At 72.5% G+C, this 23,037-nt stretch carries 19 protein-coding genes; 8 read left to right on the top strand and 11 right to left on the bottom strand.

Features of this window, described 5'->3' with window-relative positions; genetic code table 11:
• Positions 1 to 43: 43 nt before the first annotated feature.
• The 5 genes from O7615_RS25905 to egtA form a co-directional block, all read right to left on the bottom strand.
• Entirely contained in the window at positions 44 to 631 is a 588-nt protein-coding gene (locus O7615_RS25905) for a TMEM165/GDT1 family protein (protein WP_278182234.1), read from the bottom strand.
• A 261-nt stretch (positions 632 to 892) separates the two neighbouring features.
• On the bottom strand, positions 893 to 1,858 hold the full coding sequence (gene egtD, locus O7615_RS25900; RefSeq protein ID WP_278180395.1) for an L-histidine N(alpha)-methyltransferase: 966 nt from the start codon (positions 1,856 to 1,858) through the stop codon (positions 893 to 895).
• Positions 1,859 to 1,903: 45 nt separating this feature from the next.
• A complete protein-coding gene (gene egtC, locus O7615_RS25895; protein ID WP_278180394.1) occupies positions 1,904 to 2,653 on the bottom strand; it encodes an ergothioneine biosynthesis protein EgtC in 750 nt (249 codons plus the stop codon).
• 31 nt (positions 2,654 to 2,684) lie between these two features.
• Positions 2,685 to 4,022 carry an ergothioneine biosynthesis protein EgtB gene (gene egtB / locus O7615_RS25890; protein WP_278180393.1) on the bottom strand — a complete coding sequence of 446 codons (1,338 nt, stop codon included), beginning with the start codon at positions 4,020 to 4,022 and terminating at the stop codon, positions 2,685 to 2,687.
• Positions 4,019 to 5,254, bottom strand: a complete 1,236-nt coding sequence (egtA, locus tag O7615_RS25885) for an ergothioneine biosynthesis glutamate--cysteine ligase EgtA (protein ID WP_278180392.1) — start codon at positions 5,252 to 5,254, stop codon at positions 4,019 to 4,021. Before egtA ends, egtB begins: the two co-directional genes overlap by 4 nt.
• 214 nt (positions 5,255 to 5,468) lie before the next feature.
• Between egtA and O7615_RS25880 the strand changes: the two genes are divergently transcribed.
• The 4 genes from O7615_RS25880 to O7615_RS25865 all read left to right on the top strand — a co-directional run bounded on the left by O7615_RS25880 (position 5,469) and on the right by O7615_RS25865 (position 10,212).
• Complete coding sequence (locus O7615_RS25880; protein ID WP_278180391.1) at positions 5,469 to 6,821, top strand: serine/threonine-protein kinase; 1,353 nt, start codon at positions 5,469 to 5,471, stop codon at positions 6,819 to 6,821.
• A gap of 107 nt (positions 6,822 to 6,928) precedes the next feature.
• Positions 6,929 to 8,191: a nucleotide sugar dehydrogenase gene (locus tag O7615_RS25875; protein WP_278180390.1), complete on the top strand. Its 1,263-nt coding sequence runs from the start codon at positions 6,929 to 6,931 to the stop codon at positions 8,189 to 8,191.
• A 204-nt stretch (positions 8,192 to 8,395) separates the two neighbouring features.
• Positions 8,396 to 9,853 carry a hypothetical protein gene (locus tag O7615_RS25870; RefSeq protein ID WP_278180389.1) on the top strand — a complete coding sequence of 486 codons (1,458 nt, stop codon included), beginning with the start codon at positions 8,396 to 8,398 and terminating at the stop codon, positions 9,851 to 9,853.
• A 137-nt stretch (positions 9,854 to 9,990) separates the two neighbouring features.
• Positions 9,991 to 10,212, top strand: a complete 222-nt coding sequence (locus O7615_RS25865) for a DUF2188 domain-containing protein (RefSeq protein ID WP_278180387.1) — start codon at positions 9,991 to 9,993, stop codon at positions 10,210 to 10,212.
• A 35-nt stretch (positions 10,213 to 10,247) separates the two neighbouring features.
• Here the strand turns inward: O7615_RS25865 and O7615_RS25860 are convergent, their stop codons facing one another.
• Both O7615_RS25860 and O7615_RS25855 read right to left on the bottom strand, forming a co-directional pair.
• Positions 10,248 to 11,858: an asparagine synthase-related protein gene (locus O7615_RS25860; protein WP_278180386.1), complete on the bottom strand. Its 1,611-nt coding sequence runs from the start codon at positions 11,856 to 11,858 to the stop codon at positions 10,248 to 10,250.
• 2 nt (positions 11,859 to 11,860) lie between these two features.
• The gene (locus O7615_RS25855) at positions 11,861 to 12,829 is read right to left on the bottom strand and encodes a hypothetical protein (RefSeq protein ID WP_278180385.1); all 969 of its coding nucleotides are present in this window, start codon (positions 12,827 to 12,829) and stop codon (positions 11,861 to 11,863) included.
• Between the two features lie 219 nt (positions 12,830 to 13,048).
• On the opposite strand from O7615_RS25855, the gene O7615_RS25850 reads away from it, so the two are divergent.
• Positions 13,049 to 13,903: an alpha/beta hydrolase gene (locus tag O7615_RS25850; protein WP_278180384.1), complete on the top strand. Its 855-nt coding sequence runs from the start codon at positions 13,049 to 13,051 to the stop codon at positions 13,901 to 13,903.
• Between the two features lie 24 nt (positions 13,904 to 13,927).
• On the opposite strand, the gene O7615_RS25845 is transcribed toward O7615_RS25850, so the two are convergent.
• On the bottom strand, positions 13,928 to 14,503 hold the full coding sequence (locus O7615_RS25845; RefSeq protein WP_278180383.1) for a TetR family transcriptional regulator: 576 nt from the start codon (positions 14,501 to 14,503) through the stop codon (positions 13,928 to 13,930).
• Between the two features lie 139 nt (positions 14,504 to 14,642).
• Between O7615_RS25845 and O7615_RS25840 the strand changes: the two genes are divergently transcribed.
• Positions 14,643 to 16,346, top strand: coding sequence for a DEAD/DEAH box helicase (locus O7615_RS25840; protein WP_278180382.1), 1,704 nt, complete (start codon positions 14,643 to 14,645; stop codon positions 16,344 to 16,346).
• A gap of 102 nt (positions 16,347 to 16,448) precedes the next feature.
• Here O7615_RS25840 and lon read toward each other — a convergent pair whose 3' ends face one another.
• Positions 16,449 to 18,785 (bottom strand): endopeptidase La, encoded by a 2,337-nt coding sequence (gene lon, locus O7615_RS25835; RefSeq protein ID WP_278180381.1) that lies wholly within the window; start codon positions 18,783 to 18,785, stop codon positions 16,449 to 16,451.
• A 276-nt stretch (positions 18,786 to 19,061) separates the two neighbouring features.
• Between lon and O7615_RS25830 the strand changes: the two genes are divergently transcribed.
• Positions 19,062 to 19,409: an Lsr2 family protein gene (locus tag O7615_RS25830; RefSeq protein ID WP_278180380.1), complete on the top strand. Its 348-nt coding sequence runs from the start codon at positions 19,062 to 19,064 to the stop codon at positions 19,407 to 19,409.
• 190 nt (positions 19,410 to 19,599) lie between these two features.
• Here O7615_RS25830 and O7615_RS25825 read toward each other — a convergent pair whose 3' ends face one another.
• Complete coding sequence (locus O7615_RS25825) at positions 19,600 to 20,844, bottom strand: hypothetical protein (RefSeq protein WP_278180379.1); 1,245 nt, start codon at positions 20,842 to 20,844, stop codon at positions 19,600 to 19,602.
• A 300-nt stretch (positions 20,845 to 21,144) separates the two neighbouring features.
• Entirely contained in the window at positions 21,145 to 22,002 is an 858-nt protein-coding gene (locus O7615_RS25820) for a DUF2726 domain-containing protein (protein WP_278180378.1), read from the bottom strand.
• Between the two features lie 218 nt (positions 22,003 to 22,220).
• Between O7615_RS25820 and O7615_RS25815 the strand changes: the two genes are divergently transcribed.
• A complete protein-coding gene (locus tag O7615_RS25815; RefSeq protein ID WP_278180377.1) occupies positions 22,221 to 22,946 on the top strand; it encodes a helical backbone metal receptor in 726 nt (241 codons plus the stop codon).
• Positions 22,947 to 23,037 lie beyond the last annotated feature (91 nt).

Below are 23,037 nucleotides of genomic sequence, written 5' to 3'. Positions count from 1 at the left end.
GTAGTCGGGCGTGCCGCGTCGGGCCGCGGCCCGACGCGGCCGCTCAACTCAGCTGCGCGACCGCCTCGACGATCAGCCAGACACCACTGATGGCGAACAGGGCGGCGGCGCCGAACTTGATGGTGCGTTCCGGCAGCTTTCGACCGAGCAGCCGGCCGACGACGATGGCGAGCGCGTCGGCGGCGACCATGCCGATGGTCGAGCCGATCCAGGTGCCGAACCAGCCGTACTGGGTGGCCAGGGTGATCGTGGCGAGCATCGTCTTGTCGCCGAGTTCGGCCAGGAAGAACGCGACACCGACGGCGAACACGGCCGACTTGCCGCCCTTGGCGGCCTTGCGCTTCTCCTCCTCGGTGAGCGTGTCACCGCGCAGGGTCCAGATGCCGAAACCGATGAAGGCCAGGCCCGCCAGCAGCGAGATCCAGCCGGTGGGCAGGGCGGCGCCCAGCCCGTAGCCGATCGCCACCGAGGCCAGGTGCACCACGGCGGTGGCGACGGTGATGCCGATCAGGATCGGCACGGTGCGGTATCTGGTGGCGAACGCCAGGGCCATGAGCTGGGACTTGTCTCCCAGCTCGGCAACGAAGATGACGCCGAAGCTGACCGCCAGCGCGACGAGGAAGCCCTCCATGATGTCCTTCCGGATCTTGCCGGGAGGAGGCACGGGGACGCCCTCGACCCGGCCGTTGAGCCTGGGTCGAAGGTCTCGCCCGCCTCGTCTGACGAGGCCGCGTGGCCGGATGCGGAACGCACCAGTATGTCGACCACGACGTTGCGGGCTACTCCCCTTCGCTACGCCGAGCCTAGCCGATCATCGGCCGCCGCGGCGCCGCCGGGTGAGATGGCCCACCACCGGACCCGCCGCCCAGCCCGGCTGGGCGGCGACGGCCCGTCACGCGGCCCGGGCCAGGGTGACCCCGAAGAGGCCGTCCGGGTCGGTCCAGAACCGCTGGGTGCGGAACCCCGCCGTGGCCAGTTCGGCGGCGATCCCCTCCGGGCGGAACTTCGCCGACACCTCGGTGCGCAGCTCCTCCCCGGCGGCGAAGCCGACGTCCAGGTCCAGTACCCGCACCCGCATGGGCCGCTCGGCCCGCAGCCGCATCTCGATCCACTCGTGCGCCGGATCCCAGAGTGCGACGTGGGCGAACGCCTCCGGGTCGAGGTCGGCCCCGAGTTCCCGGTTGAGCACCCGCAGCACGTTGCGGTTGAACTCCGCGGTCACCCCCGCCGCGTCGTCGTACGCCGGAACGATCACCGCCGGGTTCTTGACCAGGTCGGTACCGACCAACAGCCAGTCACCCGCCTCCAGGGCGGCGCGCATCCGGGCAAGGAAGTCGGCCCGCTCCGCCGGGAGCAGGTTGCCGATGGTGCCGCCAAGGAAGATCACCAGCCGCCGCCCGCCGGTGGGCAGCCGGTCCAGGTGGCGGGTGAAGTCCCCGACGATGCCGCGTACCCGCAGCCCGGGATAGTCGGCGGCGAGGGCGGTGGTGGAGCCCGTCAGGGCGCTGACCGACACGTCCAGCGGCACGAACGTCCCCAGCCCGCCCCGGTGGGTGAAGGCGTCCAGCAGGAGCCGGGTCTTCTCCGACGACCCGGAACCCAGCTCGATCAGGGTCTTCGCGCGCGTCAACTCGACGATCTCGGCCGCGCGGTCGGCCAGCACGGCACGCTCGGCGCGGGTGGGGTAGTACTCGGGCAGCCGGGTGATCTCGTCGAACAGCTCGCTGCCCCGGGTGTCGTAGAACCATCTCGGCGGCAGCCACTTCTCCGGCGCGGTCAGCCCGACCCGTACGTCCCGCCGCAGGCTGCGATCCAGGTCCTGGTCGTCGAGGTGGATCTCCAGCGGCTCAGCGCCCATCAGCTTCCCCTTCCGTCGTGCGTGTCGGTGGTGGTACGGGCCGGCTCACCACGCCGCCAGCGGGCGCTGGCGTACCTCGGTCGCGGTGGCCGCCACGAGCTGCCCCTCGGGCACCTCACGCCAGCCCGGTTCGTCGTCGTGCGGTTCGGAGGCCAGCAGCACCGAGACCGGTGCCGCACGCAGCGACAGGGCGTGCCCGGCCGCGTTGGCGACCACCGTGTGGCCGTCGGTGAGCAGCAGGTTGAGCCGCGAGCCGGGGGCGGCCGCGGCGACCGCGGTGACCGTCTCGGCGACCGCCCGAGCCGGCCCGAGGCCCGCGCGCAACCGGTCGCGCACCAGCGCCCACAGCAGCGCCGAGTCGGTCGACGCGTCGAGAGTGAGCAGGTCACGAACGGGTAGTGCGGCGGCGAGCGGGACCATCGAGTCCGGCCAGCCGCGCACCACACCGTTGTGGCTGAACAACCACCGGCCCTCGGCGAACGGCGCGGCGGCGGCGTCAACGACCGGCATGCCGACGGTGGCCGAGCGGACCGCGGCCAGCACCGCGCCGGCCGAGGTGACCGCCGCGAGTCCGGCGATCGTCGGATCGCTCCAGATCGGCTGGGCCCGGCGGTACCGCACCGGCGCGCCGCCGCCGTCCGGATACCAGCCGACGCCGAACCCGTCGGCGTTGACCGTCCCACCGCCACGCATGTCGCGTGGCGCCCAGGACTGGCGCAGCAACGAGTGCGGCGGATCGAGGAGCAGCTCACGCAGGGTCACCGGCGGCCCCAGGTAGGCCAGGTGTCGGCACATCAGGCCACCCGGGCCGGTCGCCTGGCTCCCGTCACCGGTCGACCTCGTCGGCCCGGGCGTCGCGGGCGCAGCGGAAACCGCTGAAGATCTGCCGGCGGATGGGGTAGTCCCAGTTGCGGAACGTGCCCCGGCAGGCGGCCCGGTCGGTGCCGAACGAACCGCCCCGCAGGACCTGGTGGTCGTCGCCGAAGAAGACCTCGGAGTATTCCCGGTAGGGGAAGGCGGCGAAGCCCGGATATCCCCGGAACGGGGTGGAGGTCCACTCCCACACGTCGCCGACGAGTTGGTGCACGCCGAGCGGCGAGGCACCGGCGGGGTAGGCGCCGACCGGCGCCGGCGACAGGTGCCGCTGCCCCAGGTTGGCGTGCGCCGGCGTCGGCTCCTCGTCACCCCACGGATAGCGACGGGAGCGGCCGGTCGCCGGATCCCAGCGGGCGGCCTTCTCCCACTCCGCCTCGGTGGGCAGCCGCTTGCCCGCCCAGCGGGCGTACGCCTGTGCCTCGTGGAAGCAGACGTGCACCACCGGCTCGTCGTCGCGGACCGGATCCCAACGGCCGAAGCGCCGGTACGCCCAGCCGTCGCCGTCACGCCGCCAGTGCAGCGGCGCGCTCAGCCCGGCCTGCCGGCGGTGCCCCCAGCCCGTCTCGGTCCACCAGCGCGGGTCGTCGTACCCGCCGTCGGCGATGAACGCGCGGTACGCACCGTTGGTCACCGGCGCCGCGTCGATGACGTACGCGGGCAGCTCCACCCGGTGGGCCGGACGCTCGTTGTCCAGCGCCCACGGGTCGGCGTCGGTGCCCATGACGAACGGGCCGGCGGGCACCAGCACCTCAGCGGGCACCCGCACGGCCGGCTCGGGCGGCGGCGGCGCGTGCAGCACCGCAGGGCCGGAGCGCAGCTGGTGGGTGGCGAGCATGGTCTCGTCGTGCTGCTGCTCGTGCTGCACGACCATGCCGAAGGCGAAGCCGTCGACGACCAGCCGGCGACTGTCGAAGGCGACGCGGTCCAGCAGGTCGTACACCTTCTCGCGGACGGTGGCCACGTACGCCCGCGCCTCGCCGGGCGGCAGCAGCGGCAGCGACGGGCGGTCCCGGCGCGGCTGTTTGAACGCGTCGTACAGGTCGTCGATGTCGCTCCGGACCGCCTCCCGCCGCCCGACGTCGCGGACCAGCCAGAGTTCCTCCTGGTTGCCCACGTGGGCCAGGTCCCACACCAGCGGGGACATCAACGGCGAGTGCTGGCGCGTCAGGTCGTCGTCGTCCACCGCGTCGGTCAGCAGGGCGGTACGGGCCCGGGTGCGGGCCAGCTCGGCCGCGATCCGGCCGCGGAGCTCCTCGGGGCCCCGGTCGGTGCTGGTGGTGTCGGTCACCGCTGACTCCTCTCCGCGGCGTGGCGCCGCCGTCGTACTCCCCGGTCGATCTCGTCGTGCAGGGCCGGCGGCAGGTCCAGCCGCGGCAACGCCGCCAGGGCCAGGTCGAACAGGCCGGCCGCGGCCCGGGCCAGGATCGGGTCGCGCAGACCCTGCCGCGCGGCGCGGTGCCAGCCGTCGGCCGCCGGTGCGGTCACCGCCGCCGCCTCGGCGACGGTCTCGGGACCGCTGAACAGCGCGCTGAGCACCGCCAGCGGCACGGTCCAGTCGCGGTCGGGCTGGGTGTCGAGGTAGCGCAGTTCGAGGTATCCGCGCGGGCGCACCGGTGGGAAGAGCGTGCTGACGTGGTAGTCGAGGTCGTCGACGCTGGGCGGTCGGCCCAGCGCACCGTCGATCCAGTCGGCGAACGTGACGCCCGGCGGGGGCGTCCAGTCCGCGCCGTCGCCGCGCACACAGAGCAGCGGGGCGGCCAGCACGTACGCGGTCCAGGCGGCGACCGGATCCTCGCCGGCCCGGCCCGGCGTCCAGACCGGCGCCGTCCGGGCCGGGTCGATGCGCCACCACGCGCCCATCCGGGCCGACGCCCAGCCGGTGTCGCGGCCCGCGTGCCGGCCGGCGGTGGCGAAGGCGGCGAGCAGCGGCGGCCCGACCGTGTGCGCCAGCTCCCAGCGCGCCACGAGCTGCTCGGGCTCCCCCGCGTCGAGACAGATCTGCAGGCCGGCGCTGCTGTACATCATCGTCTGCCCGTCCGGCCCGTGGCGGTCGAAGACCCGACGCATGGCGCGGTAACGCGGGGTGTCGATCACCGGCTGCGGGTGTCGGTACGGATCGATGCCGGCGCGGCCGAGCGTCAGGCCGGCGGCGTCCAACAGGCGGACGACCTGGTCGATGTCGGACTGGGTCGCCTCGATCAGCGCGGCGACGGAGGCTCGCGGCGGGGTGGAGATCTCCACCTGCCCGCCGGGCTCGACGGTCACCGCGCCGCCCTGGAGCAGGCGCAGGGCGGGGCTGGTCGGGTCCAGCGTGGTGGGGCTGTACGGCCCCAACGCCGCGCGCAGTCGCGCGGCGTCGACGGGACGGCGCGGGTCGACGGCGTCGTGAACCGTCCACTCGAGCTCGACCCCGGTGCACGTGGGTGGACCGGTCTTGAAGCAGATGCGGGCGAGATGTCGAGCGGCCGCGGCGCGGTCACGCAGCACCCGAACCTGACCCACCTCCGAAGACGTCACCATGCCACCGCTCCCCTCTGCGGACCGGACCGCCGCCCACCGTAACCCGCACCGGTGACATTCACACCGATCGTCGTCGTCTCCACCATCATCTGTGTAGCAGGGGTCAGCCGCCCGTCGAGTGGAATTCACGATCCGGCCGGATCCCGCCCGACGAGGAGCCGTACGCCCGGACCGTCGACGCGCCGTTCGGGCACACTGTGGGTACGGTGGTGCCGTGTTGTATGCGGAGGTCGTACTCAGCGGTCGGTACCGCCTGGACGAGCGCGTCGCCACCGGCGGCATGGGCGACGTCTGGCGGGGAACCGACCTGATCCTCGGCCGCCAGGTCGCGGTCAAGGTGCTGTTGCCCTCCCTGGTCTCCGACCCCGACTTCATCGCCCGGTTCCGTGCCGAGGCGCGGATCATGGCGGCGCTGCGCCACCCGGGGATCGTGCAGGTCTTCGACTGCGGCGAGGACGACCTACCCGACGGCAGCCGGGCCGACTACCTGGTCATGGAGTTCGTCACCGGTCAGCCGCTGTCCAAGCGGATCGAGGCCGAGGGGCGCCTGGACGTGGGCGTGGCCATGTCGGTCGTGGCGCAGGCGGCGCAGGCGCTGCACGCCGCGCACCTCGGCGGGATCGTCCACCGCGACGTCAAGCCGAGCAACCTGCTGATGCAGGAGGACGGCACGGTCGTCCTGGTCGACTTCGGCGTCGCCCGTTCGACGAACGTGACGAGCATCACCAGCACGAACGCGGTGCCGGGCACCGCGCTGTACATGGCGCCCGAGCAGGCCGCCGGACGGCCGGTCTCCGGGGCGACCGATCTGTACGCGCTCGGCGCGGTCGCCTACTGCTGCCTGACCGGCAGCCCGCCGTTCACCGGCGACAACCCGCTTCAGGTCGCCGTCCGGCACCTCGACGACCCACCGCCGGAGCTGCCGCCGGACATCCCGGAGGCGGTGCGGGTGCTGGTCGCCCGCGCGCTGGCGAAGGATCCGGCCGACCGGTTCGGCAGCGGTGCGGCGATGGCGGAGGCCGCGCGGGCCGCCGTGTCGGAGGGCTCCCTGCCCACGGCGATGGTCCCGGCGGCCACGTCCCTGCGCGGCGCGGGGCCGGACACCCGCACCGACCTGCCGGTGATCGGCGCCCGGCCGCCCGGCCGGCGGGGACGCGGCGCGCTCGTCGGCGCGCTCACGGCGGTGCTGGTCGGCTTGGCGGCCCTCGGCGCGGCACTCGGCGCGGCCACCGACGCCAACACCCCGGCGGTCAAGCTGCCGACCACCACGCCGACGGCCGAATCCACCGCCGAGGAGCAGGCACCGCCGAGTCAGGAGGAGAGCGCACCCGCCCGGGTGCCGCCGTTGGTGCCGGCCGGCTCGACGGGCCGGGCGACGGAGTCCCCGTCGCCCGAGCCGACCACGCCGCAACCGACCGTGTCGAGTGAGCCGACGACGCCGGAGCCGACGACGCCCAGCCCTGAGCCGACGGAGACCGGCAGCCCCAGCCCGTCGACCGATCCACCCTCGCCGACGCCGACGACCTCTCCGGCGGTGCCGCCGGAGACCGGGGACGGCGGCGCCTGAAGTCCCGGCCGCCCCGACCTTCCCGGATTCCCCGAAACGGACGTACGGCACCACACCGCGCTCTAGGCTCCTCACCAGCAGTTATCTCCTACCGTTCGGGAGTCCGGGTGAGCGCTCAGAAGGTGGTCGTCGTCGGCCAGGGTTACGTCGGCCTGCCGCTGGCCATGCAGGCCGTCGAGGCCGGCATGGCGGTGGTCGGCCTCGACGTCGACCCCGACCGGGTCAAGCGGCTCGCCTCCGGCGAGTCGTTCGTGTCGGACATCCCCGCCGACCGGCTCGGCCGGGCGCTGGCCAGCGGCCGCTACCACCCGAGCACGGCGTACGCCGACGCCAAGGACTTCGACATCTGCGTCATCACCGTGCCCACGCCGCTGCGCGACGGCACTCCCGACCTGAGCTTCGTGGAACAGGCCGGCACGGCGGTGGGGCCGTACCTGCGACCGGGCTGCATGGTGATCCTGGAGTCCACCACCTACCCGGGCACCACCGAGGAACTGCTGCGCCCGCTGCTGGAGTCGGCCAGCGGACTGCGCGCCCCCGGCGACTTCCACCTCGGCTACAGCCCGGAGCGGATCGACCCGGGCAACCCGACCTGGCGCCTGGCGAACACCCCGAAGGTGGTCTCCGGGGTGGACGCCGCCGCCCTGGCCCGGGTTGACGAGTTCTACCGGCGGCTGGTGGAGCGGACGGTGCCGGTGGACTCGACCCAGGTCGCCGAGCTGACCAAGCTGATCGAGAACACCTTCCGCCAGGTCAACATCGCTTTGGTCAACGAGCTGACCATGCTCTCGCACCAGTTGGACATCGACGTGTGGCAGGCGATCGAGGCGGCGTCGACGAAGCCGTTCGGCTTCATGCCGTTCCGCCCCGGCCCGGGTGTCGGCGGGCACTGCCTGCCGATCGACCCCTGCTATCTCTCCTGGCAGGTCAAGCGCCGTCTCGGCCGGCAGTTCCGGTTCATCGAACTGGCCAACGACGTCAACCACGAGATGCCCGAGCACGTGGCGCAGCGGGTGATGGCGGGGCTGAACCGCTCCGGACGGGCGGTCAACGGGGCCCGGCTGCTTCTGCTCGGCCTGGCGTACAAGCGCAACACCGGCGACATGCGCGACTCACCCGCCGTCGACGTGGCCCGGCGGCTGCGGGACCTCGGCGCCGAGGTCCGCGCGGTCGAGCCGTACGCCGAGGCCCACCACCTCCCCGCCGGGGTGCTGACGGTGGACCTGACCGAGCGCGAGGTACGCGAGGCCGACGGGGTGGTGGTGATCACCGACCATGACGCGTTCGACTACGACCTCGTCGCCCGGCACGCCCGCTACGTCTTCGACACCCGCAACCGCTGCACCGGCCCCACCGTGGAACGTCTCTGACGACACACCAAGCGCACGGTGACCGATGTGACAACGGCCAGCGACCGTCCACGTCGGGCGGTCACGCGGCGTACCCTGAGGGGCGAGGTCGCGGCGCTCGTGTCCACTGAAGAAGGACACGCCATGTGACTCAGATCACATCGATGGCCCTCTTCTGGGGGTAAGGTACGGCCATCGTCATCCCCCTTTCGAAGGGCCTCGCCGATGGTCAAATTGACCCTGCCACGGGGGCGGCAACTGCGTATCGTCAGTGTGGCCGCCACCGGGCTCCTCCTCGCCAGCATCGCGGTTGCCTCACCCGGCAGCGCGCAGACGGTCTCGCAGACGGCCGTAGAGCCTGCCGCGGCCGTCGAGGCACCTCTCGGTGTCGACGAGATCGCCAGCAGCCCCAACCTCAAGCTGATCGCCAACCTGCCGAAGCAGGCGCCGTTCGACACCACCGCGGCGCTCGGCACCGACATCGCCTTCCAGGGCAAGTACGCATTCGTCGGCAACTACGACGGCTTCGTCATCTACGACGTGTCCCGGCCGAGCAAGCCGAAGATCGTGTCGCAGGTGCTCTGCCCGGGCGCGCAGAACGACGTCTCCATCTACGGTGACCTGCTCTTCCTGTCGACCGACGCGTCCCGCAGCGACGACTCGTGCAGCAGCGTCTCCCAGCCCGCCACGATCAAGGAGTCGTGGGAGGGCATCAAGATCTTCGACGTCAAGAACAAGACCAGTCCCCGTTACATCAAGTCGGTCGAGACGGCGTGCGGCTCCCACACCCACACCCTGGTGCCGGCGAAGGACAAGAAGTCGGTCTACCTGTACGTCTCCTCGTACAGCCCGAACGACACCTTCCCCGACTGCCAGCCGCCGCACGACTCGATCAGCATCGTCAAGGTGCCGCTGAAGAAGCCGACCGACGCGGCCGTCGTGGCCACGCCGAACCTCTTCCCCGACGGTGGCTACGAGGGCCGCACGGGCGCCTCGGCGACCACCGGCTGCCACGACATCACCGCCTACCCGGAGAAGGACCTCGCCGCCGGCGCCTGCATGGGCGACGGGGTGCTGCTGGACATCAGCAAGCGGGAGGCGCCGCGGGTGCTGCACACCGTGCGGGACACGACCAACTTCGCGTTCTGGCACTCGGCCACCTTCAACAACCGCGGCACCAAGGTCGTCTTCACCGACGAGCTGGGCGGTGGCGGCGGCGCCACCTGCAACGAGGCCGTGGGCCCGGAGCGCGGCGCGAACGCCATCTACGACATCACCGGCAAGGGCAACAGCCGGAAGCTGGAGTTCCGCAGCTACTACAAGATCCCGCGGACCAACGGCGACACCGAGAACTGCGTGGCGCACAACGGCTCGCTGATCCCGGTGCTCGGCAAGGACATCATGGTCCAGGCGTGGTATCAGGGTGGCATCTCGGTGTGGGACTTCACCAACTCCCGCAAGCCGAAGGAGATCGGCTTCTGGGAGCGCGGTCCGCTGTCGGACAGCCAGCTGATCGTGGGCGGTTCCTGGTCGGCCTACTACTACAACGGGCACATCTACTCCTCTGACATCCAGAAGGGGCTCGACGTGCTCGAACTCAACGACTGGCGGACGTTGACGGCCAAGCTGGTCCACTTCCGCGAGTTGAACGTCCAGACCCAGCCCAGCTACCTGAGCTGGTAGGGCCAGCGCGTTCCACCGGGCCCGGTCGCTCCCGCACGGGAGTGGCCGGGCCCGGTCGCGTACCAGCGGCCACAGGGGTCGCGTTTTCTCCCGCGCGTCCCGGGTACCTCGTCCGTCACCCAGGAAAGGGGTGCGAGATGACGCGCAACGAGTACCACGTGGTGCCCGACGGCGGTGGCTGGAAGGTGGAGCAGGGCAGCACCGTCGTCGGCACGTACGACACCAAGCAGCGGGCGGTCGACGCCGGGCGCGAGGCGGCACACGGCAACGAGCCCAGCCAACTCGTGGTGCACACCGCCGACGGGAAGATCGAGACGGAGTACACCTACCGGGACGACCCCTATCCCCCCGCCGGCTGATCCGGCCGCACCGACGACGGCGCCGCCGTCCGGCGTCAGCCGGGCAGCGGCGCCTCGTCGCCGTGGTTGCGGCGCGGGGAGACCAGCCGCCGCATCATCGGCGCGGCGTTCCACCGCGCGGCGCCGACCAGGTCGCGGGCGTGTTCCAGCACGGTGTAGTCCGGCCTCGCCCGGCCGGCGGCGAGCGCGGCGTCCAGGTCGTTGCCGCAGCGCATCAGCACGCTGTCGAAGTCACGGCGTACCGGCTCCAGCAGGTGGTAGCCGAACGAGCGGTGCAGCCGCGCGAAGAGCGGCTTGTAGAGCCGGGCCCGCTCGTGCAGCCCCGAGGAGTACGACATCGGGTTCTTCGGCCGGCGCCGGATGTAGTCGGGCAGCATGTCGGCGAAGGCCCGCCGCACGATCCACTTCTCCTGGCCGTCGCGCATCTTCAGGTCGACCGGCAGCCGCATCGCCAACTCGACCAGGGCCAGGTCCAGGAAGGGCACCCGGGCCTCCACGCCGAAGCCCATGCTGGTGCGGTCGACCCGCTGCAACTCCGTACGACAGAGGTTGCGGATCTTGTGCAGGAAGAGCCGGCGGGACGCCTCCGGGCCGACCTCGTGATACATCGGGTAGCCGCCGAACAGCTCGTCGGAGCCGTCGCCGGTGAGCACCACCTTGACGCCCAGCTCCCGCAGCCGGCGGAAGATCGGCACCGAGACCACCGCGTTGATGATGTCGCCGTACTCGGTCAGCTCCGAGATCCGGATCGCCTCCCGCACGTCGGCGAGCCGGATGTCGCGCGGGCGCAGCTCGATCACCTCGTGCCGCACGCCGAGGTCCTTCGCCAGCCGCCGCGCGTACGCGAGATCCGGGCTCTCCGGCACCCCGACGGTCACCGCCACGCAGTCCGGGTGCAGCTGCGCCGCGTGCAGCAGCGCCAGCGAACTGTCCAGGCCGCCGGAGAGCACCACCCCCACGGTCAGGTCGGTGTCCAGCCGCACCCGGATGCTGTCGGTGAGGGCGGTACGGACGAGCAGGGCGGCCTCGTCCGGGTCCGTCACCACCGGCAGGCCCGCGCCGAGGGCGAGCAGGTCCACGTACGGGCGCAGCTGGACCTGCCGGTCGGCGTCGACCCAGCCGTGGTGCCCCGGCGGCACCTCGAACACCGGCGCCCTGAGCCGGACCAGCGCCTTGACCTCGCTCGCCACGTGCAGGCACCCCGGGGTCCGCGCCCAGTACAGCGGCTTGACCCCGAGCGGATCCCGCACCAGATAGGCACGGCCGGTGGCCCGTTCGACGATGGTGAAGGCGTACTCGCCGCGCAGCCGGGTCACCACCTGCTCGCCCCAGTGCGCGAACGCGGCGAGCACGACCTCGGTGTCGCTGGTGCTGCGGAACTGGTGACCGAGACCGGTCAGCTCGGCGCGCAGCTCGTGGTGGTTGAAGACCTCGCCGTTGTAGCAGAGCAGCCAGCGCTCGTCGGCGGAGACCCAGGGCTGCACCGCCCGGTCCCGGTCCACCACCCGCAACCGCCGGACCCCGGCGAGCAGGCCGCTCTCGTGCCGGGTCTCGGTGACCTCGCCCCGCTGGGCGAGCACGCCGAGCATCCGCCGGAAGATCGCCGGATCGGCCTCCGGGCCGATGCTGAGCATGATTCCGCACATCGTCAGATCCCCATCTCGGCTTCGTACGCCCGGCGCAGCCGCGGGGTCGCGGACGGGGCGAGGCAGATGTGCCACGCCTGCCCCTCGTCGACCACGTTGATCTCACCGGCCTCCTGCCGCTTCAGCAGCAGCCCGGCCAGCACGTCGCGGACGCCGAAGCGGCCGTACCAGGCCATCTCCACGTCGGCCGCCCAGCCCAGGCAGTGACCGCTGGGCACCATCGCGGCGTACCCGAGACGCCGCAGCCGGTACTGGTGCTCGGCGCTGCGGACCAGGCTGGTCACCCAGAGCGGCGGGGTGCCCGCCGGGGTGGCCGCGGTGAACTCGCGGCCGAGGTCGTTGAGCAGGGCGACCACCTCGCGACGGGCCTGACGGAACAACAACCCGGCGGTACGCGGGGTGGCGTCGGGCAGCACCCGGCGGCGCAGGGCACGCACCCCCCGGCCGACGATCGTGCGGGGCTGTTCGGTGTACCGGAACCGCAGCAGGTCCCGTCGCCGCAGCCACTCCAGGTCGATCAGCTCCGCGCTGCGGTGCACCTCGGTGTCGGTGAGGAAGGTGGACGCGTCCCGCCACCACATCACGTCGATCCGGGAGAGCAGGTAGATGCGGACCAGCGCGGTGAGGTCGCCGGCGGAGCTGCGCTCGTTCGGCTGGTACCGCGCCATCTCCAGCAGCAGGGTCTCGCGGGCACCGATCAGGCCCTGGGAGGTGGCGTCGAGCACCGTCGCGATGGCCGGCTCCCGCAGCCGCTGGTCGATCAGCACCTGGCGGGCCTTGGTACTGCTCGCGCCGACCAGCGCGCTCACCTCGACCAGCAGCTCGGCCACGGCATCGCGGTACGCGTCCAGGTCCGGCACGGCGGCGGGGACGCTGCGCGGCAGCCGGGACACCGCGCGACGGCGGGCCGGCGCGGCGTACGGGACGGGAGCGCCCGACTGCTGTCTCGGGCTACGGCTGGGCACACGCATGGTCGGGTCCTCTCCGTCGCGACGTCACGGCGTATGTCACCGTCAGCGACACCGTAACCACGCACAGCGGGAGGAGTCCGAACAATCCTCCTATCTACTCCAGACGAAGTCAGCACGGACGGCGGCGCCGCGGAGGCCGTTCCCGGACGATGCGACCCACCGGCCGCTGGACACCTCATGTACCATCCGGTACATAGCGATCGACAGGAGGCACTGCCGATGCCGACCATCACCCTGACCGCCGGGACGATCGACTACACCGACACCGGCGGCGACGGCCCGACCCTGGTGCTGCTGCACGGCGTGAACATGGACGCGAGCCTGTGGCGCCGAGTCGTCGACGAGCTGGGCCCGGGCGTGCGCTGCGTGTGCCCGACGCTGCCGCTCGGCAGCCATCGACGCCCGATGCAGCGACCGGAGCTGGTCACCCATCGCGGCGTCGCCGCGCTGGTCGGAGAGTTGATCGAGGCGCTGGATCTGCGCGACGTGACGCTGGTCGCCAACGACTGGGGTGGCGTGCAGTTCCTCGTCGCCGACGGGCCGACCGACCGGCTCGCGGGCATGGCGCTGGTCGCCTGCGAGGCGTTCGACAACTTTCCGCCCGGAAAGCCGGGCAAGGCGATCGCCATGAGCGCCCGCGTACCCGCGCTGGTGTGGTTGTCGATGCAGCTCCAACGCTTCGGCTGGTTCCGCCGCGCACCGGGCGGCTGGGGATGGATGAGCAAGCGCCCGATCCCCACCGAGGTGCTGGACGCCTGGTTCCGGCCGGCGCAGCAGGACGCGGCGATCCGGCGGGACCTGCGCACCTTCGCGCTCTCCACCCCGTCCCGAAACGAGCTGCGGGCCATGACGGCGCGGCTCGCCTCGTTCGACCGGCCGGTGCTCGTGGTGTGGGCACCGGAGGACAAGCTGATGCCCCGCGCGCACGGGCCCCGGCTCGCGGCGCTGTTTCCCCGTGGCCGGCTGGTGGAGATCGACGACAGCTACACCCTCGTGCCCCAGGACCAGCCGCGCCGGCTCGCGGCGGAACTCACCCGGTTCGTCACGACCGAGGTCGCCGGGCCGCCCCGCTGAGCTGGGCCTCCCCCACCCCGGCCGTCACGCGGCCGGGCGCGGCGGCCGGGTCGAGTCCAGGAAGGCGGCCATGGTGGCGTCGGCCGCAGCCCGGTCACCGGTCAGCGCCAGCTCGAACAGGACGCCCCGGCTCATCGCCATCGCCATGCGCGCCTGGGCCTGCGCCCGCGCGGCCGGGTGGCCCACGTCCTCGAAGAACCGGGCGAGCCGGTCGGTCCAGACGACGACCCACGTGCGCAGCGAGCTCGCCCACGCGTGCCCCTGCATCGCCGCCGCCGCCATCTCGAAGAACAGCGGCGCGAACGCGCGGTCGTCGGCGAGCCGCGACCAGAAGCGCCAGGCCCCGTCGTACGGGTCGTCCGCCGCCTCGCGCAGCAGCGACTCGAACAGCTGCTGCTGATCCCGCCAGACGGCGTCGACCATCGCGGTGAGCAGCCCCTCGCGGGAACCGAAGTGGTAGATGAGCATGCGGTGGCTCGTCCCGATCTCCGCGGCGAGGGCACGCAGGCTGGTGTCGCCGACGCCGTTGGCCGCGAACCACCCGATCACCCGCCGCAGAAGGGCCTCCTGGGGGCCGCTGGCGGGCTCGGTGACGGTCACGACACGCATGCTACGGCCGCCCCGGGTCCACCACGGCGAACCAGGGGTCGGGGCTCACCGGCACGCGGCGGCGGGTCGGCGCGGCGCGTTCCGGTGGTCGCCGCAGCGGGTAGGTGGGCGTAATGAAAGGCTTGACCCCATGAGTTCCACGCCCGTATCGCCCGACCCGTCCACCGAACCGCCCGCCTTCGCGGATCTCGGCCTGCGACCCGAACTGCTCGCCGCGCTCGCCGCGCTCGGCTACGAGGAGCCCACCCCCATCCAGCGGGAGGCGATTCCTCCACTGCTGGCCGGCCAGGATCTGCTCGGGCAGGCGGCGACGGGCACCGGCAAGACGGCGGCGTTCGCGCTGCCGCTGCTGCAGCGGATGCCGGAGGACCGGGCGGGCGATCCGCTGGCCCTGGTGCTGGTGCCGACGCGGGAACTCGCGGTGCAGGTGTCCGAGGCGTTCCACCGCTACGGCAAGGACCTCGGCGCCCGGGTGCTGCCGATCTACGGCGGTCAGCCCATCGGCCGGCAGTTGCGGGCGCTGGACCTGGGCGTCGACGTCGTGGTGGCCACCCCCGGCCGGGCCCTGGACCACATCGCCCGGGGCACGCTGCGGCTCGGCGACATCGCCACGGTGGTGCTCGACGAGGCCGACGAGATGCTCGACATGGGCTTCGCCGAGGACATCGACGCGATCCTGGAGCACGCCCCCGAACAGCGGCAGACGGTGCTCTTCTCGGCCACCATGCCGGCACGCATCGACGGGATGGCCCGGGCGCACCTGAACGATCCGGTGCGTATCCTCATCACCCGCGAGCCGGCGGTGGCCGGCGAGACACCCCTGGTGCGGCAGAGCGCGTACCTGGTGGCGCGGGCGCACAAGCCGGCGGCGCTGGGCCGGGTGCTGGACGTCGAGTCCCCCACGGCGGCGATCGTGTTCTGCCGCAGCCGGGAGGAGGTCGACCGGCTCACCGAGACGATGAACGGTCGCGGTTACCGGGCCGAGGCGCTGCACGGCGGGATGAGCCAGGAACAGCGCGACCGGGTCATGGGCCGGCTCCGCGCCGGCACCGCCGACCTGCTGGTCGCCACCGACGTGGCGGCCCGTGGGCTGGATGTCGAGCAGCTCAGCCACGTGGTCAACTACGACGTGCCGTCGGCCCCCGAGTCGTACGTGCACCGCATCGGCCGGGTGGGGCGGGCCGGCCGGGAGGGCGTGGCGATCACCCTGGCCGAGCCGCGCGAGCACCGGATGCTCAAGACCATCGAGCGGGTCACCGGGCAGCGGATCCTGATCGACAAGATCCCCACCGTCGCCGACCTGCGGAACCGCCGGCTCGAGCTGACCCAGGCCGCCCTGCGGGAGAGCCTGCTGACCGACGACCTGGACCCGTTCCGGGTGATCGTCGAGACGCTCAGCGACGAGTTCGACCTGATGGAGGTGGCGCTCGCCGCGGTGAAGCTGGCCCACGAGGCGGTCCTGCCCGGCTCCGACGAGGCCGAGGAGGAGATCCCGCAGGTCGCGGTCCGCCCGCCCCGCGAGGGCCGGGAGGGGCGACCGGGGTACGAGAGCCGGGGCGAGCGCCGACCGGCGCGCCCCCGCACCAGCGGCACCACGCAGGTCTTCATCGGGGTGGGCCGGCGGGCCGGGGTGCGCCCGCAGGACCTGGTGGGCGCGATCACCGGGGAGACCCGGGTGCGCGGCCGGGACATCGGATCGATCGAGATCGCCGACCGTTTCTCCCTGGTGGAGGTGCCGATCTCGGTCGCCGACGAGGTCATCGCCGGGCTGCGCGGCAGCACCATCAAGGGCCGCAAGGCCACCGTACGCCGCGACCGCGACGACCGCCGCTGAGGCGCGAGGAAGGGCCCCCGCCGGTGCTGGCGGGAGCCCTTCCCAAGGATGCTGGCCGGATCCCTTGCCTAGGGTGCTGGCCGGATCCCTTCCCTACGGTGCTCAGGCGGCGGTGAGGCGCTGGTCGCCCAGGGACGTCGGGTCGATCTCGGCCGGGCGCAGCGCCAGGGCGAGCACGTCGGCGACGTCGGCCAGGGTGTGCACGGTCAGCGCCTCGCGCACCTCCGACGGCAGGTCGTCGAGGTCCGGCTCGTTGCGGGCCGGGATGATCACCTCGGTCAGGCCGGCCCGGTGCGCGGCGAGCAGCTTCTGCTTCACCCCGCCGATGGGCAGCACCCGGCCGGAGAGCGTCACCTCGCCGGTCATCCCGAACTCGGGGCGTACCGGCCGGCCGCTGGCCAGCGAGGCCAGGGCGGTGACCATCGTGATGCCGGCGCTGGGGCCGTCCTTGGGCACCGCGCCCGCCGGCACGTGCAGGTGGATCCGCCGCCCGGCCAGGGCGTTCGGGTCCAGACCGAGCCGGCGGCCGTTGGCCCGCAGGTAGGAGAGCGCGATGTGCGCCGACTCCTTCATCACGTCGCCGAGCTGACCGGTCAGGGTCAGCCCCGGCTCACCCTCCATGCTGGTCGCCTCGATGAACAGCACGTCTCCCCCGGCGCCGGTGACCGCCAGGCCGGTGGCCACGCCCGGCACCGCCGTGCGCTCCGCCGACTCCGGCGTGTGCTTGGGCCGGCCGAGGTAGCGGACCAGGTCGTCGGCGCCGACGTGCACCGACGCCGGGTCGTCGGCCAGGGCGACCGCGATCTTCCGCATGATCTTCGCGAGGGCGCGCTCCAGCTGCCGTACGCCGGCCTCCCGGGTGTACTCCCCCGCGATGCGACCGAGCGCCGCCTCTTCGACGTCGACCTCGTCGGCGGTCAGCCCGGCCCGCTCCCGCTGCCGGGGCAGCAGGTGGTCGCGGGCGATGGCGACCTTCTCGTCCTCGGTGTAGCCGTCCAGGGTGACCAGTTCCATCCGGTCCAGCAGCGGGCCGGGGATGGCCTCCACCACGTTGGCGGTGGCCAGGAACAGCACGTCGGACAGGTCGAGGTCGACCTCCAGGTAGTGGTCCCGGAAGGTGTGGTTCTGGGCCGGGTCGAGCACCTCCAGCAGGGCGGCGGCCGGATCGCCCGCGTACCCCGCGGAGAGCTTGTCGACCTCGTCGAGCAGCACCACGGGGTTCATCGAGCCGGCCTCGCGCAGCGCCCGGACGATGCGGCCGGGCAGCGCGCCGACGTAGGTACGCCGGTGGCCGCGGATCTCGGCCTCGTCGCGGATGCCGCCGAGCGAGACCCGGACGAACGTGCGGCCGAGCGAGCGGGCGACCGACTCGCCGAGGCTGGTCTTGCCGACACCGGGCGGACCGGCCAGGGCCAGCACCGCGCCGGAGCCGCGGCCGCCGACCACCCCGAGGTCACGCTCGGCGCGCCGGTTGCGCACCGCGAGGTATTCCAGGATGCGGTCCTTGACGTCGGCCAGGCCGGCGTGGTCGGCGTCGAGCACGGCCCGGGCCGCCGCCAGGTCGGTGTTGTCCTCGGTACGCGTGTTCCACGGCATCTCCAGCACCGTGTCGAGCCAGGTGCGGATCCAGCCCGCCTCCGGGGAGGCGTCGCTGGCCCGCTCCAGCTTGCCGACCTCGCGCAGCGCCGCCTCGCGTACCTTCTTGGGCAGGTCGGCGGCGTCCACGCGGGACCGGTAGTCGGCCGAGCCCTCGGGCGCGTCCTCGCCGAGTTCCTTGCGGATCGCGGCGAGCTGCTGGCGCAGCAGGAACTCCCGCTGCGACTTCTCCAGCCCCTCGCGTACCTCGGAGTTGATCTGCTCGGTGACCTCCTGCTCGGCCAGGTGCTCCTTCACCCAGCCGACGAGCAGTTCCAGCCGGGCCGTGACGTCCGGCGCGGCGAGCAGTTCGGTCTTCTGCGCCAGGCTGAGCCAGGGCGCGTAGCCGGCCGAGTCGGCCAGCTCGGAGAGGTCGGTCATCCGCTCCACCGCGTCGATGACCTGCCACGCGCCCCGCTGCTGGAGGACGGAGGTCACCAGGGCGCGGTACTCGCGGGCGAGTTCCCGGGCCTTGCCGGCCGGAGCGGGTTCGTCGAGTTCGGTCGCACCGACCCAGAGCGCCGCGCCGGGGCCGGGCACGCCGGAACCGATGCGGGCGCGGGTGAGACCGCGGATCACGGCGGCCGGCTCGCCGCTGGGCAGCCGGCCGACCTTCTCGATCGTGGCGATCACGCCCACGGAGCCGTATTCGCCGTCCAGGCGCGGCACGGCGAGCAGCCTACGGTCGCCGGTGGCACGGGCCGCGTCGACCGCGGCCTGGGTGGTCGGGTCGAGGGTCACCGGGATGACCATGCCGGGCAGCAGCACGGCGTCGGTCAGTGGAAGTACCGGAAGGGTTGCCATCGAACACCTGCAATCGCATTGAGTTGAGCGTGTATGGCTCAAGTCGCGACGGGCCGCCGTTGTTCCTCCGTGTGATCCGGAACACGGGTTCGGGCCACGGCCGGCCGCCGCAGGTTGCCGGGCCACACGGGGTCGGCCTGCGCGAACCAGATCCAAAACGGGATATCGGCGTCACGCAAAACGCGAACCACCACCAACGTGCGCTTTTGTTGCGCAATTGCGGGGCGATGAGTCAAACTTTGACCACACCCCGCCCGACACAGGGAGTATTCGACGATGGCCAAAAAAGTAATCACGGTGCTGACCGACGACCTCGACGGCGGAAAGGCGGACCGGACGGTCGAGTTCAGCCTCGACGGCGTGGCGTACACCATCGACGTCTCCGACGAGAACGCGGGAGTCCTGCGCAAGGCGCTGGATCCGTTTATCGATGCCGGCCGGCGACTCGGTCGCGGCGGCACCGACACCGTTCGCAACCCGCGTCGCGCCGGCGGTTCGGGGGCCGCGGGAATGAACCGCGAGCAGAACCGCGCCGTCCGGGAATGGGCGGTCAGCAACGGCTACAAGATTTCCGAGCGGGGCCGTATCCCCGTCGAGGTCGTCGAGGCGTACAAGAACCGCTGAGCAGCGAGAATGTCGCTCCGACGCGGTGTGGTCCCGACACCGCGTCGAATGGGCGGGTCGCCTGCCCGTAGCTGTTGCGCACCGATCGACCTGCCACGGGTGAACGGCGCCGAACATGCCGCAGGGCCGCCCGGAAATCTCCGGACGGCCCTGCGTGCCTGGCCTCAGCTCACGGCCTCGGCCTTCGGCGTCAGTTGACCTGGATCCGCACCGCGTCGAAGGCGGGGGTCTGGTTGGCCCGCTCCGACATCGGGATGCGGTGCGAACCGTCACCGGCCCAGACCGCGCACTGCGCGAGACCCGACTCCGGCAGGCCCGGAATCTGGATGGTCACCTCGTCCGGCTGGGCGCCGCCGCCGCCGTCCTCGGTGGCGACGAAGAAGGCCGGCACCGGCTCCGGCGCCGGGGCCTCGTCGGTGTTGTTCAGCATCCGGCAGGCCGTGTGGAAGTGGCCACGGGTCAGGCCCTGCTCGTTGAGCAGCGAGCTTTCCAGGTAGTAGCCGCCCTGGCCGGCCGGGAGGAAGCGGTCCCGGATCAGGTTGCGGGTGCTGACCCGGATCGAGAAGCCCTCGTTGCGGTCGATCTGCTGCGGGAAGTCGGTGATCAGCAGCGACGGGTTGTTGGCCGCGGAACCCACCTCACCGAAGGCGGTGCTGATGCAGCGGTTGCCGTTCTGGAAACCGTCGTGCGCCTGCAGCTGGCTGTTGTTGCAGTTGTTGGCCAGCACGTCGAGGCCGTTGTTGCCACCGTTGTTGCCGCCGTTGTCACCACCGTTGTCACTGCCGTCGTCGTCGCCCTCGTTGGTGTTGTCGACGGGCTGGACCTGGCAGGTGGCGAGATTGGCGAGACCGCGCGGCCGGGGGCCGAACCGGTCGATGGCGTTGGTGATCCGGTTCAGGGTCGCCCGGCGCTGGTTGGCCAGCGGATTGAGAACGCTGCTGCGGATGAACGCCTCGTCCGCGTTGGCCTCCGCGGCGAGCCGCTGGTCCGCCGCGGTGATCTGGGTCTGCAGCGCGTTCAGGTTGCGGTCCACCTCGGCGCGGGCGCGGTCGGGCACCTGCGGCAGCCGGCTGACCACGTCCGGACAGGCCACCGCGAGGGTGCCGGTGGTCGCGTCATCGGTGCCGTCGCGGGTGTCCACACACTCCTCGACGGTCTGCTGCCCGTCGCCCCAGTGGTTGACTACCCAACGGCCGTTCTGCCAGGTGCGGGTGGTGGTGGCGCCGCGGGCCTCCGGTGCGGTGGCACCGGGGCTCGGCTCCACGCAGGCGGCCGACGCCGGCCGGGCCTGCTGGTTCGCCCGTCGGTCACCGGCCGACGAGATCTGGGTAACAGCGACGACGCCGCCGAAGACAGCGAGCGTGGCGCCAGCGGCCAGAAGTCTCTTGGTCCGCGCGTTACCGGATGGTGGCCGCGACCGGGTTGACCTGCGCATCGAATTGCTCTCCTTCTCGATCCGGTACCTGATTCGTGACTCGACGGACCGAACGGAATCGTGGTGGCCCGCTCGACGGGGACCGTCCGAGCGTGCCGGTGGCACGTCGACGAACGACGATGCCCTTTCCGCACCGTCTCCCGCGCCTGCCGGTGCGGGTTGGGGAGATCCTGTCCATTCCCGGTGAGGTACGGGCGCGCCACGACGGCGGTTCAAAGGGTGCCGACTTTTTTCCGATGTTTCTTTCCGCGCGCGGCCCGCTACCGTCCGCTCCTGGCCAGCCGGCCGCTCAGCGGACGGTCACGCCTCGCAGAGATGGTCGTACGCGAAGCCGTCCACGAGTTCGTCCCGGCGACCCTGTAGTCGCCGGATGTCGGCGCGCAGATCCGCACGGGACATCAGCGACGACACGTCGGCCTCCCCCGTCCGCAGCCGCTCGCCGACGGCGAGAACGGCCAGGTCCTCGGCGAGCCGGGCCGGGTCGACCCCACAGGAAAGGCGGTACGGCCGCAGCGTCACCCGCTCCATCAGGAAGCTCCCCGGACGCACCTCGACCCAGCTCCACCCCTCGACCGGTCCCTGAGCCCACCGCACGTGCAGCCCGCGCAGGATCGGATCCGCCAGCCGGCGCGCCACGTACGCCTCGATCGCCTCGGTCCGGGCCAGCGCGCCGAGATCGTTGACCGCGCCGTCCCGCCCGTCGGGCAGCCGGCCGACGATGTCCCGGAAGCCGACGGCGGCCGCCTCCGGACCGCTGGCACCCTCGGCGTACCGGCGGGCGTCGATCACGTACCCGATGACCCGCGGCCCGTGCTCGGCGGCGCGCAGGGTGGCGGAGGCGATCCGCAGCAGGGGCAGACCGACGGCGGCGGCGACCGCCTCCGTGGTCCGCTCGGCCCGCCGGGCGGTGGCGTCGGACGACGGTGGACGGAACTCGACGGCGAACTGCGGGCGTCCCGTGTCCTCGGCGCAGACCACCTGGTCGAACAGGGTGCGGGCGGCCGTGTTCCACTGGCTCGCGGTGAGACCCGGTGGCCGGCGCCGGACCACCTCGCCCAGGCGCAGGCCGGCGTGCATCCGCTGCCCCGACCGGAGCAGCACGGGGCCGCGCCCGGCGCCGCTCGGCACCGTCGCCAGCCAGCGGTCGTCACCGGTCATCGTCGTATCCACCCAGTGATCCCTTCAACCGACCGTGCCGTCCGGCGGATCGCATGGTCGTCATGTGCGGACGCCGCGCGGTTCAGGTGGGTAAGGATGCAATCCTGCCGCCGACCGATCGAGTCTAGGATGACGATCATGCCGGCCGGCTCCACCGGTCGGGCGTCGGCGCGTCGGCGGCGGGCCCAGCGGGCCGGCCCGGCCGGGGAGGTGACCAGGTGCGGGTGGTGTCGCTGGTGCCGTCGCTGACCGAGGCGGTGGCGTTGACCCTGCCCGGGCTGCTGGTCGGGGCCACCGACTGGTGCACCCACCCGGCCGACCTGGACGTGCCCCGGGTGGGCGGCACCAAGTATCCGGATCTGGACCGGGTCCGTGCGCTCCGCCCCGACCTGGTCCTGCTCAACATCGAGGAGAACCGGCGCGAGGATGCCGCCGCCCTGGCCGCCGCGGGCGTACCGGTCCGGCTGACCTATCCGCGCACCGTGGACGGTGCGCTGACCGAACTGGCCGACCTGCTCCGCGACCTCGGCGCACCGGCGGAACCCGACTGGCTGACCGCGGCCCGGCACGCCTGGGCCGCGCTCCCCGGGACGCCGGTCGCCCGGCGCGCCGTGGTGCCGGTCTGGCGGCGCCCCTGGGTGGTACTCGGCGCCGACACCTTCGCCGGCGACGTGCTGCGCCGGCTCGGCGTCGCCAACCGCTACGCCGAGCAGCCGGAACGGTACCCGCGGCCGAGCCTCGATCAGCTGCGGGCACAATCACCCGACCTGGTCGTGTTGCCGGACGAGCCGTACCGGTTCACCCGTGACGACGGACCGGAGGCGTTCCCGGGCATCCCCTGCGCCCTGGTGTCCGGACGGCACCTGACCTGGTACGGCCCGTCGCTGGCCGAGGCGACCGCGGTCCTGACCGCCCAACTCGCCGACCCGCTCGTCGCCGGCTGACCGCCCGCGTGGGCCCGTAGTGGCCGGCCACCGAGTGCCGACCGCAGCCCGGAAGGATCCGGCCAACGTGCCCGGCAGGCCCCGGCGGACC

This window comes from Micromonospora sp. WMMD1082, from assembly GCF_029626175.1.
Taxonomy (GTDB): domain Bacteria; phylum Actinomycetota; class Actinomycetes; order Mycobacteriales; family Micromonosporaceae; genus Micromonospora.
The sequence above is the reverse complement of the archived record's forward strand: the minus strand, read 5'-3'. Positions and strand labels throughout refer to the sequence as shown.